The organism is Afipia sp. P52-10, from assembly GCF_000516555.1.
Lineage (GTDB): Bacteria > Pseudomonadota > Alphaproteobacteria > Rhizobiales > Xanthobacteraceae > P52-10.
This window is the reverse complement of the sequence record NZ_AZSJ01000003.1, coordinates 1,184,067-1,201,064: the sequence shown is the minus strand read 5'-3', so window position 1 is coordinate 1,201,064 and position 16,998 is coordinate 1,184,067. Positions and strand designations below refer to the sequence as shown.

The 16,998-nt window shown below is 65.3% G+C and carries 16 protein-coding genes; 9 read left to right on the top strand and 7 right to left on the bottom strand.

What is annotated here, in order from left to right; translation table 11 throughout:
• Positions 1-495: 495 nt before the first annotated feature.
• From X566_RS06990 to X566_RS06980, 3 genes are read left to right on the top strand one after another with little or no spacing between them, the layout of a single operon-like run.
• Positions 496-1,059: a shikimate kinase gene (locus tag X566_RS06990; protein ID WP_051444170.1), complete on the top strand. Its 564-nt coding sequence runs from the start codon at positions 496-498 to the stop codon at positions 1,057-1,059.
• Entirely contained in the window at positions 1,056-2,216 is a 1,161-nt protein-coding gene (gene aroB, locus X566_RS06985; RefSeq protein WP_051443926.1) for a 3-dehydroquinate synthase, read from the top strand. The genes X566_RS06990 and aroB overlap by 4 nt, the downstream gene beginning before the upstream one ends.
• 42 nt (positions 2,217-2,258) lie before the next feature.
• On the top strand, positions 2,259-3,578 hold the full coding sequence (locus X566_RS06980) for an HlyC/CorC family transporter (protein WP_034464738.1): 1,320 nt from the start codon (positions 2,259-2,261) through the stop codon (positions 3,576-3,578).
• 161 nt (positions 3,579-3,739) lie between these two features.
• On the opposite strand, the gene X566_RS06975 is transcribed toward X566_RS06980, so the two are convergent.
• The gene (locus X566_RS06975) at positions 3,740-4,006 is read right to left on the bottom strand and encodes a BolA family transcriptional regulator (protein ID WP_034464736.1); all 267 of its coding nucleotides are present in this window, start codon (positions 4,004-4,006) and stop codon (positions 3,740-3,742) included.
• Positions 4,007-4,257: 251 nt separating this feature from the next.
• Here X566_RS06975 and X566_RS06970 point away from each other — a divergent pair, with 251 nt between their 5' ends.
• Positions 4,258-4,890, top strand: coding sequence for a J domain-containing protein (locus tag X566_RS06970; protein WP_034464735.1), 633 nt, complete (start codon positions 4,258-4,260; stop codon positions 4,888-4,890).
• 67 nt (positions 4,891-4,957) lie between these two features.
• Here the strand turns inward: X566_RS06970 and X566_RS06965 are convergent, their stop codons facing one another.
• Positions 4,958-6,064, bottom strand: coding sequence for a citrate synthase/methylcitrate synthase (locus tag X566_RS06965; RefSeq protein ID WP_034464732.1), 1,107 nt, complete (start codon positions 6,062-6,064; stop codon positions 4,958-4,960).
• An 81-nt stretch (positions 6,065-6,145) separates the two neighbouring features.
• On the opposite strand from X566_RS06965, the gene X566_RS06960 reads away from it, so the two are divergent.
• Positions 6,146-7,375 carry a citrate synthase family protein gene (locus tag X566_RS06960; protein WP_034464729.1) on the top strand — a complete coding sequence of 410 codons (1,230 nt, stop codon included), beginning with the start codon at positions 6,146-6,148 and terminating at the stop codon, positions 7,373-7,375.
• A gap of 12 nt (positions 7,376-7,387) precedes the next feature.
• Here the strand turns inward: X566_RS06960 and X566_RS06955 are convergent, their stop codons facing one another.
• A complete protein-coding gene (locus X566_RS06955; protein ID WP_034468127.1) occupies positions 7,388-8,008 on the bottom strand; it encodes a DedA family protein in 621 nt (206 codons plus the stop codon).
• Between the two features lie 442 nt (positions 8,009-8,450).
• On the opposite strand from X566_RS06955, the gene cobS reads away from it, so the two are divergent.
• From cobS to X566_RS06940, 3 genes are all read left to right on the top strand, one after another.
• Positions 8,451-9,443, top strand: coding sequence for a cobaltochelatase subunit CobS (gene cobS / locus X566_RS06950; protein WP_152539815.1), 993 nt, complete (start codon positions 8,451-8,453; stop codon positions 9,441-9,443).
• Between the two features lie 175 nt (positions 9,444-9,618).
• Entirely contained in the window at positions 9,619-11,502 is a 1,884-nt protein-coding gene (cobT, locus tag X566_RS06945; RefSeq protein WP_034464727.1) for a cobaltochelatase subunit CobT, read from the top strand.
• Between the two features lie 195 nt (positions 11,503-11,697).
• Positions 11,698-12,681, top strand: a complete 984-nt coding sequence (locus X566_RS06940; RefSeq protein WP_051443925.1) for an esterase-like activity of phytase family protein — start codon at positions 11,698-11,700, stop codon at positions 12,679-12,681.
• 61 nt (positions 12,682-12,742) lie between these two features.
• Here X566_RS06940 and X566_RS06935 read toward each other — a convergent pair whose 3' ends face one another.
• The 4 genes from X566_RS06935 to pobA all read right to left on the bottom strand — a co-directional run bounded on the left by X566_RS06935 (position 12,743) and on the right by pobA (position 16,255).
• Positions 12,743-13,465 carry an energy transducer TonB gene (locus tag X566_RS06935; RefSeq protein WP_343213045.1) on the bottom strand — a complete coding sequence of 241 codons (723 nt, stop codon included), beginning with the start codon at positions 13,463-13,465 and terminating at the stop codon, positions 12,743-12,745.
• Between the two features lie 71 nt (positions 13,466-13,536).
• The gene (gene exbD, locus X566_RS06930) at positions 13,537-13,971 is read right to left on the bottom strand and encodes a TonB system transport protein ExbD (RefSeq protein ID WP_034464722.1); all 435 of its coding nucleotides are present in this window, start codon (positions 13,969-13,971) and stop codon (positions 13,537-13,539) included.
• 2 nt (positions 13,972-13,973) lie between these two features.
• Positions 13,974-14,684 (bottom strand): tonB-system energizer ExbB, encoded by a 711-nt coding sequence (exbB, locus tag X566_RS06925; protein WP_409337814.1) that lies wholly within the window; start codon positions 14,682-14,684, stop codon positions 13,974-13,976.
• Between the two features lie 398 nt (positions 14,685-15,082).
• A complete protein-coding gene (gene pobA, locus X566_RS06920) occupies positions 15,083-16,255 on the bottom strand; it encodes a 4-hydroxybenzoate 3-monooxygenase (RefSeq protein ID WP_034464720.1) in 1,173 nt (390 codons plus the stop codon).
• Positions 16,256-16,371: 116 nt separating this feature from the next.
• On the opposite strand from pobA, the gene X566_RS06915 reads away from it, so the two are divergent.
• A complete protein-coding gene (locus tag X566_RS06915; protein ID WP_081740089.1) occupies positions 16,372-16,923 on the top strand; it encodes a DUF3237 domain-containing protein in 552 nt (183 codons plus the stop codon).
• The last annotated feature ends 75 nt before the right edge of the window (positions 16,924-16,998 follow it).

The window sequence follows — 16,998 nt, the reverse complement described above, 5'->3', positions numbered from 1 at the left end:
GCTGCTGGCCAGGCCGAAAGCCGGGCGAACGGGCCTCGCGGATGGTGTTAACGATCATGTTCGCCGCGGCCTGGCAAGCTTTCTGCGCCGGACGCTCGGTGTGAGTCTCACAGTCTAGCGTTTGCGTATGGGGTTCGTGGCGGGCCTCGGCAGCGGGGGCCGCTCCGGCACTGCCGATCATCTTTTGCGTAATGCGCGGCAGGTAGTATAGGTGGCCTTTCCTTGCCGGGCGGTTGTCCGGTTTCTTCGCGGGCCGGACGTTTCGATGTGACATCGAAGCCATTGGCCAATCGGTTGACGCAAGATTGTTTGATGCAAGAGTTGATGCGAGACGCAGTGCAAGAATCGGCACAGAGCCCGGCGCAGGATCCGGCGCCCGCCGGCGCGCGCGCCGCGGACAATCAAGCGCCGTCTCCGGATGGGCAGGATACCGGACACGATGCCGGGGCTGATCCTGCGCCGGATACCGCTCAGGCATCCGCGAGGCAGGCGGCGATTGCCGCCCATCTTGACGGCCGGACGATCGTCCTCGTCGGCATGATGGGGGCCGGCAAATCGACGGTGGGCCGCAGGCTCGCTGCGCGGCTGGGGTTGGCCTTCATCGATGCAGACATCGAGATCGAGGCGGCCGCCGGCATGACGATCCCCGAGATCTTCGCCGCCCATGGCGAACAGTATTTCCGCGACGGCGAGGCGCGGGTGATCGCACGGCTGCTCGATGGCGGACCGTGCGTGCTGGCGACCGGCGGCGGCGCTTTCATGCGCGCCGAAACGCGTGAACGCATCCGTGCCCGCGGCATTTCGCTTTGGCTGAAGGCTGACGCGGACGTGCTGCTGCGCCGGGTCAAGCGCCGCAGCGACCGGCCGCTGCTGCAGACCGCCGATCCGGCAGCCACCATCGAAAAGCTGATCGCCGAGCGTTATCCGGTCTATGCCGAGGCGGATCTCACCGTGCTGTCGCGGGACGTGCCGCATGATCGCATCGTCGAGGAATGTATCGCGGCGCTCGCCGGCCATCTGTCGCCGGCCGCCCCATCCGCAAGCTTAGGGACGCCATGACTGCTTCGACTTCCGCCTCGCCGCGTAACCCGGCTCCCACGCCGACCATCGTTCATGTCGGACTTGGCGAGCGCGCCTATGACATCGTCATCGGCCATGACGTCCTGGCCGAGCTCGGGGCGCGCATTGCCGCGCTGCGGCCTGGTGCGCGGACCGCGATCGTCACCGATCAAAGCGTCGCCAAGCACTGGCTGGAGCCTGCGGAAGCCGCGCTGGCGGCCGCGGGTGTCGCCACCACGCGCATCGTCACCGGCGAGGGTGAGGCGGTCAAAAGCTACGCCGGGCTGGAGCAGGTCAGCGAGGCGCTGATCGCCGCGAAGATCGAGCGCAATGATCTGGTCATCGCGTTGGGGGGCGGTGTGATCGGCGACCTGACCGGCTTCGCGGCGTCAATCGTGCGCCGCGGCGTCGATTTCGTACAGGTGCCGACCACGCTGCTGGCGCAGGTGGATTCGTCGGTCGGCGGCAAGACCGGCATCAACTCGCCGCATGGCAAGAACCTGCTCGGCGCGTTTCATCAACCGGTGCTGGTGATCGCCGATACCCAGGTGCTGGATACGCTGTCGCCACGCCAGTTCCGCGCGGGCTATGCGGAGGTGGTTAAGTATGGCGTGCTCGGCGACGCCAAGTTCTTCGCCTGGCTCGAGGCCAACCGCGCCGAAATCGTCAACGGCGGTGCCGCGCGCGAGCATGCGATTGCCGAGAGCTGCCGCGCCAAGGCCGCAATCGTCGCGCGCGACGAGCGCGAGACTGGCGACCGCGCACTGCTCAATCTGGGGCATACCTTCGGCCACGCGCTGGAGGCGGCGACCGGCTTTTCCGATCGCCTGTTCCATGGCGAAGGCGTTTCCATCGGCATGGTGCTGGCGTCGGAACTTTCGGCGGAATTGGGCATGATTCCTGCGAGCGATGCGGCGCGGGTGGCGAAGCATCTCGCAGACTCCGGTCTGCCGACGCGGCTGCAGGAGATCGCGGGGTTTTCGCAGGAGGGCCTTGCCGATGCCGACGCGCTGATGGCGTTGATGGCGCAGGACAAGAAGGTGAAGCGCGGGCGGCTGACCTTCATTTTGCTGAAGGCACTTGGGCAGGCAGTCATCGTCAACGACGTGCAGCCGCAGCTGGTGCGGGACTTCCTGGCGCGCAAACTCAAGGCATGATCACCGGCCCCGGTCATGCGCAGATAAGTTGGTGAACCCGCCATGGAATGGATCGCCTTCGGCCTCGTCGTTGGTTGTCTGGTCATCTCGGCGTTCTTTTCAGCGAGCGAGACCGCCCTGATCGGCTCCTCGCGCGCCAGCATGCTGCGGCTGGAGAAGCAGGGCCGTGTTCAGGCCGGTATCGTCAATCGCCTGCTCGCCGCGCGCGAGCGCGTGATCGGCGCGCTCTTGATCGGCAACAATCTCGCCAACATCACCGCGTCGGCGCTGGCGACCGCCGTGTTCACCGCATGGTTCGGCGATGTCGGCGTCGTCTACGCGACCGCGGCGATGACGGTGCTGGTGGTGATCTTCGCCGAGGTGTTGCCGAAGACCGTAGCGATCAATGCGCCGGACCGGGTGTCGCTCGCGGTGGCGCGGCCGATGCGGCTGATCGTGGCGGTGCTCGGGCCGCTCCTCACGGTGGTCGACGTGATCGTCCGCACGCTCCTGCGCCTCGCGGGCAAGCCGATCGGCGCCCACCAGCCGATCCTCTCGCCGACCGAGCGGTTGCGCGGTGCAGTCGATCTGATCCATCGCGAAGGCGGCGTGGAGAAGATCGACCGGGACATGCTCGGCGGCCTGCTCGACCTGCGCGAGCTCCATATCTCGGACGTGATGGTTCATCGCACCGAGATGGTGAAAATCAACGCCGACCTCACCACCGAAGAGATCGTGCGCGAGGTGCTGGCCACCGAATACACCCGGATTCCGCTCTGGCGCGAGAAGCCGGAGAACATCGTCGGCGTGCTGCATGCGAAGGATTTGCTGCGCGCGCTGCGCACGTCCGACGGCGATCTGTCGCGGATCGACATTAACGCGATCATGCTGCCGCCGTGGTTCGTGCCGGAGATGCGGCCGCTGTCGGAGCAGCTCAAGGCGTTTCGCCGCCGCAAGACCCACTTTGCCCTCGTCGTCGACGAGTATGGCGAGGTCGAGGGCATGGTGACGCTGGAAGATATCCTGGAGGAGATCGTCGGCGACATCTCCGACGAGCACGATGTGGTGGTAGCCGGCGTACGCACCCAGCCGGACGGTTCGGTAATCGTCGATGGTTCGGTGCCGATCCGCGATCTCAACCGGGCGATGGACTGGCAGTTGCCGGACGACGAGGCGACCACCATCGCGGGCCTCGTCATCCACGAATCGCGGTCGATTCCCGATCGGGGCCAAGCGTTCACCTTCCACGGCTTCCGTTTTCGCGTCCTGCGGCGCGAGCGCAACCGCATCACCTCGTTGCACATCCAGGTGGTGCCGCGTGTCGAGCCGGCGACCGGGCCCTTGCGCGCGCGGCAGGCGGGAACATCATTCTCGTTGTTTTAGGGACGAGGCGCCCAGAGACGAGGTGCGGCGCGTCGGACTAATCCGCTGCTGCCATGGCAGCGATGGCCGCGAAGTCGCAACTTTCAGGCGTGTCCTTCCGGATCATCTTCGTGACGGCGCGCAGGGGTGCGGCCAGCGTCTTCCAGGCGCCCTCGGTGAGGTTACTCGCCGGGAGCGGAGGCGTGGATCGCCAGCGCGTGCACGCCACCCGCGAGTTCGTCCGTCAGCGCGGCATTGATCATGCGATGGCGCTCGATCCGGCTCTTGCCGATGAAGGCCTTCGACACGATATAAACTCTGAAATGCGTCTGGCCGCCGGGTCGATGCCCTGCATGGCCCTCATGCTGGTGCGACTCGTCCTTGACCTCGATGCTTTCCGGAGCGAAAGCATCCTGCAACTTCTGTGTGATGATATCTTTCACGAGCATGGATGGGGCTTAGCCGCGGCCGTAGGCTGTCGTCAACGGCAACGTGGCGAGCAGGGCCCGGCAGTCAAGCCGGCTTGTCCGCGGGACAGTTTGTCTCTGGTGCCATGTTCCATATGAGACGGTCACATGATCGGCCGGTTTTTCGGCCGTCTGTGATAGAACGATGAAGACAAGGGAAAATAACGGTCGGTGATCTGCTTTCGTCTGTGTCAAGACTTGAAGCGTGACGCTCCTGATCGGCATAATTGCGCATGAGTTTCGATTCAAAACTGTTCGACAAGATCCGTATCGCGCCGCGCGGGCCGAAGCAGGCACCGGTGCGTGCGGATGTTGCAACCTGCGAGTGGCAGGGGTGCACCCATCCGGGCACGCACCGCGCGCCGAAGGGGCGCTCGCGTGAGCGTGAATATTGGCGTTTCTGCATCGAGCATGTGCGCGAGTACAATCAGAACTACAATTATTTCTCCGGCATGAGCGACGACGCGGTGGCGCGCTATCAGAAGGATGCGCTGACCGGTCACCGCCCCACCTGGAAGATGGGTGCCAACTCCGGCACCAAGGGCCGCGTCGGTGCTGAGGATGCTCTCGGCGGTTCGAGCGACCCGTTCAGCATGTTCAGCGAGCTGAATGGCCGTGGCCACTGGCGTCCGGGGCCGGAGGCCAAGGCCGCGTCCGAAGCGCGCAAGGTGATGAACGCCGAGCGCAAGGCGCTGCAGGTGCTGGGGCTGGAGGATGCGGCGACCACCGCGGAGATCAAGGTGCGGTTCAAGGCGCTGGTGAAGCAGCATCACCCGGATGCGAATGGCGGCGACCGCTCAACCGAAGACCGGCTGATCGAGATCATCAAGGCCTACAATTATCTGAAGTCGATTGCGCGCGGCTGACGTCCATCGTGGCCGTGATGCCCAGCGCGAGGCTGGGCATCACGACTGAAATAAGTGCAGCGCTCCTTCACGCCGGCATCGCGCCGACGTAAAGCGAGCTTGGCCGGATCAGCCGTCCAAGGCGCTGCTGCTCGCGCGCATGCGCGGTCCACCCCGCCGCGCGGGCAGTCGCGAAGATCGGCGTGAACGCCTGGCGTGGGATCTTCAGTGCGTCGAGCAGGATCGCGGTGAAGAACTCGACATTGGTATCGAGCGGCCGGTCCGGATTCTTCTGCTTCAGCGCTGTGCGGATGTAGGCTTCCACCTCGCCGGCGAACGGCAGACCCTCGGCGCCGAGTTCGAGCCGCTCGATCGCGTCCTTCAGCACGTCCGCGCGCGGATCGCGCACGCGATAGACGCGATGGCCGAAACCCATCAGCCGCTCGCGTCGCGCCAACGCACTGTCCACCCACGGCTTGATTCGCTCGCGGGTGCCGATCGCATCCAGCATCTCCAGCACCGGCTCGGGGGCGCCGCCATGCAGCGGTCCGGTCAGCGCGCAGTAGCCGGCGGTGACGGCGGCAAACAGGTCCGCATGCGTCGAAGCGACGACGCGGGTGGTGAAGGTTGAGGCGTTCATGCCATGGTCGCAGACGGTGACGAAATAGGCGTCGAGCGCCTTGGCCTCGCGCGGCGTCGGTCTCTTGCCAAGCAGCATGCGCAGGGTGTCGGCGGCGTGGCTCGCGGTCGGTTCAGGCGCCAGCGAGGCTTCGCCCTTCGCTCGCCGCACCAGCGCGCCGACGATCACCGGAAGCGCGCCGACGATGGTGGCGTCATGGCTGAGACCGTTCTCGGCTCGCAACCCGGCGACACCAGCGCGGAAACCGTCGACGATCGACAGCCCGTCGCTTGCCGCCAGGATGACCGGCAGCCGGGCAAAGGCGCGGGTGCGGGCCTCGCCGAGCGCGGCGCGGACCTCCGCCTCGCTGAGCTGGGTGCCTGTCGCGGCGGACCAGAGCCGGGCGGTTACACCCTCGAAGGAGGAGGTGGCAGCCAGGTGCCCGACGCGTTCTCCGGCGATGATGAGTTCGCCGCGCTCGCCGTCCACATGGCTGAGAACGGTTTCGGCAGCCTGCACGCCGTCGAGGCCGATGGCGGGCTTCGCGGCTGCGGTTTTTGGCAGATGGATCGTCATAAGAAGCTCCTCGTGCTGGATCGTTCCCGACGATCGTGGTGTGCGTTGCATCATTGATCAATCTTGATTACATTAATCAATATGAAAAAATCCGACGGCCTTTACCTCTCAGCTCAGGAAGCTGCGGCCGAACTCGCGATCTCGCCGGCGACGCTCTACGCCTATGTCAGTCGCGGCATGATCCGCTCCGAGCCGTCGGACGACTCGCGGGCCCGCCGTTATGCGGCGGAGGATGTCCGCGCCCTCAAGAATCGCCGCACGCCGTCGTCGGAGCCGCGCGCATTCCGGAATTTCGATGCTGACCTGCCGGTGTTCGATTCGGCGGTGTCCACCATCACCGAGGACGGGCCGATTTATCGCGGCGTCGATTGCGTGGCGTTATCGGAGACGGCGAGCCTCGAACAGGCGGCGACGCTGCTGTGGGACGCGGCTGCGATCGATCCATTCGCGAAGGGCAACCTGCCGGTCGTCTCCGAGGCGATGCAGACGGTTGCGCAGGCGACGCAAGACTCTTCACCGATCGAGCGCGCCATTGCTGTGCTGGCGCTGGCCGCGTCCGCCGATCCGCGTGCTTTCGTTCGGGCGGCGGAGGGGCGAGCGATGATCGGCGGCCGCATCATGCGGCTGATGATGGCGACGATGCTCAATAGCGAACCGTCCGCAGCGCCCCTGCACAAGCAGCTCGCGCAGGCGTGGGCGCCGGATTTCAAGGGTGCCGACGAGTTGTTCCGTCGTGCGCTGGTGCTGCTCGCCGATCATGAGCTGAATGCGTCGACGTTCACGGTGCGCTGCGCAGTGTCCACCGGCCTCAACCTTTACGATGCGGTGATCGCAGGTCTCGTCGCACTCAAAGGTCCGCGCCATGGCGGCGCGGGCATGCTGGCCTCGCAACTGGTGTACGCGCTGGAGCAGGGCGATATCACCGCGATCATTCGCGAGCGCGTGGAGCTTGGCGAGCGGTTCGCAGGCTTTGGGCACGGCGTCTACCGCCGCGGCGATCCGCGCGCTCTGTCGTTGCTTGCGGCCCTGACGCGGGCCGGGGCGTACAAGCGTTTCACGCAGGAGATTCCGGCGCGGATCGCGGAGGCGACCGGCGAGTTCGCCAACATCGATTACGCGCTGGCGGTGCTGATGCGGACGCTCAAGCTGCCGATCGGCCACGAACTCGTGCTGTTCGCCATGGCGCGCACCGCAGGCTGGATCGCACATGCCAGCGAGCAGTTGCGGCATGGCGGTCTCATCCGGCCGCGTGCGCGTTATGTCGGGCCGAAGCTCGCGCGCGGCGCGGCGCATCACAAGAAGCCTGCATAGGCAGTTCGCCGGTTACTCCGCGGCGAGATGCTTGCGCCGGCGGAGCAGCCATATCGCCACCCAGAGCAGCAGCCCGATCACGAGCAGCGGCAGCGCGATGTGTTCGACCTCGCGTCCATACTGCTTCCAGAGCGATCCGGCGAGCGCTGCGGGCAGAATGTGCGCGCACGCCCACAGTGCGATCGCTGGAATGTTGACGCTGAAGAAGCGCGCCGGCGGCATGCCGAAGGCGCCGGCGATCACCGGCACGAACGCGCGCACCGGCGGAACGAACCGCGCCAGCAGCACCGCCAGCGCGCCGCGCCGCGCAAAGAACGCCTCGCTCCGGGCGATAACGGCCGGATAGGACGCCAGCGGCCAGATGCCGAGAATCTTGCGCTGGTAGATGTGCCCGGCGAGATAGGATGCGCCGTCGCCGAGGGCCGCGCCTGCCACCGCCGCCGCAATCACCTCGGCAAGGCGCAATTCGCCGGCTGCGACCAAGGCGCTGAGGGCGATGATCAGCGTCGATCCGGGAACGAAGGCGCCGAACACCGGCACCGCCTCCAGCGCGGCGGCGGCGAAGACCGTCGCATAGGCAAGCCAGACGTGCGCCGAGACGAACTGGATGATCTGGTCGAGCAAGGAGGACACCGTGTCTTTCTGCCGCCGCTCGCCGCGGGCGTCCAGCAGAACCCACAGGAACCCGGCTGGCGCTTCTACCCGGCTGGGAGATGACCGGTGGTTCGCCGAGCGTTGCGGCTTAATCGCAAGGCAGCCCTTCAAATCCCGATGCGAGGGCTTATCTCTTTGGCAGAAAACAGGAACTTTCGTCGCCGCCCGGGCTTCTGCCCGCCGTTCCCGTCTGCTAAGTTGACGCCATTGCAGCCTGTGTGGCGGCTAGGCGTTCTCGATCTGTCGCAAGCATTTGGAGAACTGCCGAACCTGAACCGCACGGAATCTTGGTTCTGGTGCCCTTGTCGATCCGGCGTTCGCGTACGGTTTAAGGCCGGTTGAGGCGAATCTCGAATGGGGATGCTGGACCGCAGCCAACACACGTCTGGTTTCGGGTAACGCGCCCCGACGCCACGGAGGGATGATGACCGCCGCCGCTACAAATGACATGACCGCAATGCCCGACATGAAAGTTTCGGTCCGGCAGGTGTTCGGCATCGATTCCGACATGGAGGTTCCGGCCTATTCGGCCACTGACCCGCATGTTCCGGACACCGATCCCGATTACCGCTTCGACCGCGCGACCACGCTCGCGATTCTCGCGGGCTTCGCCAAGAACCGTCGTGTCATGGTCACCGGCTTCCACGGCACCGGCAAATCCACCCATATCGAGCAGGTGGCCGCGCGGCTGAACTGGCCCTGCGTGCGCGTCAATCTCGACAGCCACATCAGCCGTATCGATCTGGTCGGCAAGGACTCGATCGTGATCAAGGACGGCAAGCAGGTCACGGAATTCCGCGATGGCATCCTGCCGTGGGCGCTGCAGCACAACGTCGCGCTGGTGTTCGACGAATATGACGCCGGCCGTCCGGACGTGATGTTCGTGATCCAGCGCGTGCTGGAGGTGTCTGGCCGGCTGACGCTGCTCGATCAGAACAAGGTGATCAAGCCACACCCGGCGTTCCGTTTGTTCTCGACCGCCAACACAGTCGGTCTCGGTGACACCACCGGCCTCTATCACGGCACCCAGCAGATCAATCAGGGTCAGATGGACCGGTGGTCGATCGTCACCACGCTGAACTATTTGCCGCATGACAACGAGGTCGAGATCGTGCTGGCCAAGGCGCGCCACTACCGCACGCCGGAAGGCCGCGACATCGTCAACAAGATGGTGCGGCTCGCCGATCTGACCCGCAACGCGTTCGCCAATGGCGATCTGTCAACGGTGATGAGCCCGCGTACGGTGATTACCTGGGCGGAGAATGCCGACATCTTCGGTGACATCGGCTTCGCCTTCCGTGTCACCTTCCTGAACAAGTGCGACGAGCTGGAGCGCCCGCTGGTGGCGGAGTTCTATCAGCGCTGCTTCAATGCGGAGCTGCCGGAGTCGTCCGTCAACGTGGCGCTGAGCTGAGCTCGGCGAGGCGTCGCGCGGGAGCGTGGATCGATCAAGAAGTGTCTCTCTCCCCGCTGGCGGGAGAGGGCAGCAAGCGAGGCGAGCCGGGTGAGGGGTCCTTCGCGCAACGGAATGTCGTTCTCTCCCTCACCGCGACCCTCTCCCTGCGATGCGGGGCGAGGGGGAGGAACGGATGACCACCAACACCAAGTTCAGGGCAAGCCCGAAGGAAGCGCCGACCGAGCCGTTCAAGCGCGCGGTGACGTCGTGCCTGCGCGCGATCGCCAAGCAGCCCGAACTCGAGGTTTCGTTTGCCGCTGAACGGCCGGGGCTTGCGCCCGGCAAGGCGCGGTTGCCCGAACCGCCGCGCAAGCTGTCGAAGAAGGATGCGGCGGTCGTGCGCGGCCATGCGGATTCGATCGCGTTGCGGATCGCGTGCCACGATCCGGCGGTGCATCGCAAGCAGATGCCCGGCAACATGCAGGCGCGTGGCGTGTTCGACGCGGTCGAGCAGGCGCGGGTGGAAGCGATCGGTGCCCGCCGCATGTCCGGCGTCGCCAAGAACCTGACCGCGATGCTCGATGATCATTTCCACCGCGGCAAATATGACGAGATTACCGACCGCGCCGATGCACCGCTGGCCGATGCGCTGGCGATGATGGTTCGCGAGCGGCTCACCGGGCTTGCGCCCCCGGCGGCGGCGAAGAAGCTGGTGGACCTGTGGCGGCCGATCATCGAGGACAAGGCCGGCGCACGGCTCGATCGGCTGGAGGGCGTGATCGAGGATCAGCGTCGCTTTGCCGATGCACTGCATGACCTGCTCGACGCGCTGGAACTCGGCGACCGCCAGGATGCGGATCAGGACGACGAGGATCAGGACGAGAATCAGGACGGCGATCAGGATCAGTCCGGCGCGGAAGGCCAGCAGGAAGGCGAGGCGCAGCAGGACATGAACATGGAGCAGGCGGAAGCCTCCTCCGAAGAGGCCGCCGAAAGCGCCGAAGCGGCACAATCCTCCTCCAGCGATACGTTCGAAGACAGCGAGCTTGGCGAGGACGAGACGCCGGGGGATACCACGCGTCCGCCGATGCATGGCCGCAACGAGCCGCGCGGCCCGGAGTATCATGCGTTCGCGCCGAAGTTCGACGAAGTCGTCAACGCCGAGGATCTGTGCGATCCGGAGGAGCTGGAGCGGCTGCGCGCCTATCTCGACAAGCAGCTCGCGCATCTGCAGGGCGTGGTCGCGCGGCTTGCCAACCGCCTGCAGCGCCGTCTGATGGCGCAGCAGAACCGTGCCTGGGATTTCGATCTGGAGGAAGGCATCCTCGATCCGGCGCGCCTGTCGCGCGTCGTCACCGATCCGATGCATCCGCTGTCGTTCATGCACGAGAAGGAGGCGACCTTCCGCGACACGGTGGTCACGCTTCTGCTCGATAATTCCGGCTCGATGCGCGGCCGGCCGATCACCGTAGCCGCCACCTGCGCCGACATTCTCGCGCGCACCTTGGAGCGCTGCGGCGTCAAGGTGGAGATTCTCGGCTTCACCACGCGGGCGTGGAAGGGCGGGCAGTCGCGCGAAGCCTGGCTTGCCGCCGGCAAGCCGCAGGGACCGGGCCGGCTCAACGATTTGCGCCACATCGTCTACAAGTCGGCCGATGCGCCCTGGCGGCGCGCGCGCAAGAACCTTGGCCTGATGATGCGCGAGGGGCTCTTGAAGGAGAACATCGACGGCGAAGCGCTGGACTGGGCCCACAAGCGCCTATTGGCTCGGCCCGAACAACGCCGCATCCTGATGATGATTTCCGACGGTGCGCCGGTCGACGACTCAACGCTGTCGGTCAATCCGGGCAATTATCTGGAGCGGCACTTGCGCCACATCATCGAAGAGATCGAGACGCGCAGCCCGGTGCAACTGATTGCCATCGGCATCGGCCACGACGTCACGCGCTATTACCGTCGCGCAGTGACGATCGTCGATGCGGAAGAGCTGGGCGGCGCGATCACCGAGAAGCTCGCCGAGCTGTTCAGCGAAACGGCTGAGGCTCCTTCGCATACGGGCCGCCGCCGTCTGCATTGAAGGTGATGCCGGCCAGAGTCATCGCGCTTGAAGATGGGTCAGCGAGGGGGAATGTCTTGCCTCTCCCATGGGGAGGGGTGCGACGTGCGAAAGGCGTCCGGTGACGGGCGATCGGAAGGGGTGCGCAGGCTCGCTTCTGTTCTCTCTGCGCTGAGGCAAGGCGGAGCGTTCGCGGCGGGCTCTTTCCTCGCGGCGATGCTGGTTGCTGTCGATCCTGTAGGCCCAGCGCAAGCGCAAGCACCCGCCGTCACAAGTCCCGTCTCGGTCCAGGTCACAGCGCGGCCGCTCGAGGCATTCGATCTGCGTGACCGCACACGCCGGCGCTTCGGTCAGCTCGAATATCGCTCCGGCCTGGTGCTCACCTCGTCGTTCGGCCCGTTCGGGGGCTTGTCGGCCTTCCGGATCGATGCTGACGGCGAGACCTTCGTTGCCATGAGCGACAAGGGCGACTGGTTCACCGGCCGTCTGACCTACCGGGGCAAAACGCTGACCGGTCTTGCCGACGTGCAATCGGCGCCGATGCTCGGCATCGACGGATTGCCGATCACATCGAAGAAGATGTTCGATACCGAGTCGCTCGCCGTCGACGGGCAGACGCTATACGTCGGCATCGAGCGCACCCATCGCATCCTGCGGTTTGATTTCCGCAACGGCGGCATTGCGGCGCGCGGCGAAGAGGTGGCGGTGCCGCCGGCGGTGCGGCGTCTGCCCTTCAACAAAGGGCTGGAAGGCATGGTGTTCGTGCCGAAGGGCTTACCGCTCGAAGGTACACTGATCGCCCTGTCCGAGCGCGGCCTCGATGCGGCTGGCAATCTGCTCGCGTTCCTGATCGGCGGGCCAAGACCTGGACAGTTCACGATCCGTCGCAGCGACGGTTTCGATATCAGCGATGCGGCGCTGCTGCCGTCCGGTGAATTGCTCGTGCTCGAACGCAAGTTCTCGTTGCTCAACGGCGTCGGCATTCGCATCCGCAGATTGTCCTTGCAGGAGGTCGCCCCCGGTGCGCTGGTGGACGGCCCCTCGATCTTCGAGGCGGATCTCGGCTACGAAATCGACAACATGGAAGGCCTCGACGTGCATCGCACCGCCGATGGCGAGACCGTGCTGACCATGATCTCCGATGACAACTTCTCGATGCTGCAACGGACGCTGCTGCTGCAATTCACGCTGGTCGAATGACGGCGTGTCGCTGCGCCGCTTGACGCGCATCGGGCGAGCGAGCCGGCGTTTCCGCCGTCGCTCAGCGGATGGTGAAGCTGAACGGTACGGTGAAGTTGATGGAGGACTCGCGCATTTCCGGCGGGAAGGCGGGCAGCGGCTGGGCGCGGTGGATCAAGGCCAGCGTTTCCTGATCGAGCGCGGCCGAGCCGGAGGAGCGCACGAGCCTGCTCGATGTGACGCGGCCGTTGCGGGTCACTGTGAAATTCAGCGCCGTGGTGCCTTGCTCGCGGTTGGCGCGGGCGCTGCTCGGATACTGCTTGAAGCGCTGCAGGTGCGACGCCAGGATCGAACGATAGGATGCGGCGGCGGCCGCGGCGGCCGCGCCGGAGGAGGCCGACGGTGCTTGAGGGGCGATCCGTTCAGCCTTCGGTGCCGCGGTCGTGCGCGGTGCCGGCGGCTTCTTGGCCGGCGGCTTCTTCACCTGCTGCTGCACCGGCTTCGGCTTGACCGGTTCCGGTTGTGGCTTGGGCTCGACCTTCGGTGGCGCGGCGACCACCGGCTCGGGCTGCGGTGGGGTTGGTGGCAGCTGCTCCTCGACGACCTCCTGCTTCGGCGGCTCGGGAGGCGGTGCTTCGGCCTCCTGCATCTCCGGACCCGGCGCGAGATCCTGCGTCTGGATCTGCTCGGCGGCGGGAGCCGGCGGCGCGAGATCAACCATGATCGCGGGAATGCTCACGCCCTCGGAGGCAGGCCGCTGATACCAGAACAGCGCACCGGCAACAGCCGCAACGTGCAGGAGCACGATGATCGTCGCGGCGAGAGCATACCGTCTCGTCTCCCATCCATCGGGATGATGATGGAGCGCGAGTACACTCATGGCTTGGCGGCGGGTGTTTCCAGGCCGACCAGCGCGATCTTCAGATAACCGGAATCGCGCAGCGCGTTCATCACCTCCATCAGCTCCCCATAGCTGACGGCCTTGTCCGCGCGCAGGAAGATCCGCTCGTCCTTGTTTCCGTTGGTGGCGGCATCGATCGCCCCGGCGAGGCCTTCGCGTGGCGTCGCGGTCTCGCCGACGGCAACGCTGAGGTCGGGCTTCACAGTCACGAACACCGGCTTGTCGGGACGCGGCTGCATCTGCGCCGAGCTTGCCGGCAAATCGACGCCGATATCGACCGTCGCAAGCGGTGCGGCGACCATGAAGATGATCAGCAGCACCAGCATCACATCGATAAACGGCGTGACGTTGATCTCATGCTGCTCGACGAGATCGTCGTCGGCGAGGCTGGAACCGAGCTTTGCCCCCATGGCTATTCTGCCGCCCGCGACAGTCGCATCGACCGGCGACCCTGGTCGCGGCTGATCAGCAGCATGACCTGCGCGCCTGCATCGCCGAGCAGTCCGCGATAGCCGGAGATCGAGCGGGCGAGATGGTTGTAGATCACCACCGCCGGAATCGCGGCGACGAGGCCGAGTGCGGTGGCGAGCAGTGCCTCGGCGATGCCCGGCGCCACCACCGCAAGGCTGGTGGTCTTGGTTTCGGAGATGCTGATGAACGAATTCATGATGCCCCACACGGTGCCGAACAGACCGACGAAGGGGGCGGTAGAGCCGATCGTCGCCAGGACGCCGGTGCCGCGCGCGATCCGTCGCGCCATCGCGTGTTGCACGCGCTCGATGCGCAGTTCGGTGCGCTCGCGGAAGCCGTCGCTGTGGTAGTCGTCGCCGGACAGCTGGGCCTCGCGCTCGGCCGACTGAATGATTTGCGCCACCGCGTCCTTGCTGTTGCTGCAGGCGCGGGCAGCTTCGGCCAGGCTCGGACCGCTTTCCAGCATTTTGACGCGCTTGCGGGCCTTGGCGGTTTCGCGTGCGAGTTCGATCGTTTTCGCAAGCCAGATCGTCCAGGTCACGAGCGAGGCGAAGGCAAGGCCGATCATCACCGCCTTCACGATGATGTCGGCGCTCATGAACATGCCCCAAGGGGACAGATTCTGCGGCAGCGAACCTGGGACGTTGGCCATGGCGCTCTCGGATGTCATCGCGGCGAGGATGAATGCGAACGATAACGTTATAATGTTACATCTGTTCTGCCGCATGCAAGTCACTTCCTCGCGCGTCCGTCATTCCGACGGCAACATGTCTGGTCGGCGGCATCACTACACCCATTTCCGCCGGATGGTTTTTGAAGGTGTCTAAGGTCCTTCCGCCATATCCAAGCTTCTTAAGCGATTGTCGGGATGGCTTCTCGCTTTATTTGCAAATGCAAATTAGAATTAATATAATAAGCTTCGTAGCTTCCGTGACTTGAGCACCAATCCGGTTGGGGTGGGAAAGGGCCGGGCTAACGCCCGAAAACGATTGTGCCGGCGGCGTTTCTCCGGGAGCGGGAGAGGCGCGCGACCGCGGTCGGCAGCGTCCCTCACAATGGCAGCCCGACGTAATTCTCCGCCAGGGCGGCGATCGCCGCCTGCGAGCCGACGAGGTAGTCGAGCTCGGCCTGCTGAATGCGTTCCGAAAAGACATCGGTGTCGGGAAAGCGATGCAGGATCGACGTCATCCACCAGGAGAAGCGTTCCGCCTTCCACACCCGAGCCAGCGCCCGTTCGGAATAGGTGGCAAGGCCCGCATCGGATCGCTCCGCATAGAACTCGCGGAATGCCTCGGCGAGGTAGTGAACGTCGCTGGCGGCCAGATTGAGACCCTTCGCGCCGGTCGGCGGCACGATATGGGCAGCGTCGCCGGCCAGGAACAGGCGCCCGAACCGGAGCGGTTCGGCGACGAACGAGCGCAGCGGCGCAATGCTCTTTTCGATCGACGGGCCAGTGACGAGGCGGCTGGCCGCGTCCGTGTCGAGGCGTCGCTTCAGTTCATCCCAGAACCGATCATCGGGCCAGTGATCGACATGATCGTCGAGGGCGCATTGCAGGTAATAGCGGCTGCGTCTGCGCGAGCGCATCGAGCACAACGCGAAGCCGCGCGGATGATTGACATAGATGAGCTCGTCGGAGACCGGCGTCGTGTCCGACAGCACGCCGAGCCATCCGAACGGATACTCGCGTTCGAAGCTGCGGACCGCCGCGGCCGGCACGCTCGCCCGGCTGACCCCATGAAAGCCATCGCAGCCGGCGATGACGTCGCATCTGATCTCGCGTGCGACGCCCTGTACCTTGAAGCGGACCTTTGGCGCATGGGTATCGAAGTCGTGTAGGCTGACGTCGTCGGCGTCGTAGATCGTCGTCAGTCCACAGGCATCGCGGGCGTCGATCAGGTCGCGGGTGACTTCGGTCTGGCCATAGATGGTGACACTCTTGCCGCCGGTGGCCGTTTTCAGATCGATGCGGTGGCGTACACCGCCGAACAGAATCTCGAGGCCGTCATGGATCAGGGCTTCGCGATGCAGACGATCGCTGGCACCGATCGAATCGAGCAGATCGACGGTGCCCTGCTCGAGCACGCCGGCGCGAACGCGCGCCAGCACATAGGCGCGATCCTTGCGTTCGAGAATGATGGATTCGATGCCATACGCGTGCAGCAATTGACCGAGCAGCAGCCCGGCAGGCCCGGCGCCGACGATGACCACCTGCGTACGCAAGCGTCCTCCCGTTGCCCGCCTCCCGGCCGTTTTCTGCGGCGATTGCTGAGGCGAATGGCTCGCGAGCCGAAGAGCGGCTCCCACGTTTTAGCCTTCTTGCTTTAATACAAATTGCCGTGACGGTGAAGGGCAGGGGCCTCACCGTGCTCGCATTCGCGGGCTACGGCGTTTCAGCACAAAGGTTTTTCCCGGCGATGACGGCTATGCAGCCCTCCGCTCTCGCGGCCGAGTATGCGTTCACGTTCGAGGTCGAGATCGGCGAGGCGATCGATGCGGGCGATGTCGGCTACGGTAGGCGGCGGCTGGTCGCGATCACCGGCGGCACGCTGCAGGGCCCCGGTATCAGCGGCACGATTTTGCCAGGGGGCGCGGATTCGATGCTGATCCGCCGGGACGGAATGGTCGAGATCGATGTGCGCTCGGCCGTGCGAATGGACGACGGCAGTAACGTCTATGTCGAAAACAGGGGTATCCGCGTCGGCCCAAACGACGAGGCCGAGCGGATCAGGCGGGGCGAAACGGTCGGGCCCGGCGAGATCTACTTCCGGATGGTGTTGCGCTTCGAGACCGCGTCGGAAACATACCGCTGGCTCACGCGCGCGATCTTCATCGGCCAGGTGCGCCGGCGCGCGGGCGGTCTGACCATTGCTGTCTACCGCGTGCCTTAGGCATGATCCGGGCTGGAACGCTGCGTCTGCGCAAGCGGTAGAGCGGTTCTCTGATGGATCGTGATTCGGACGCGT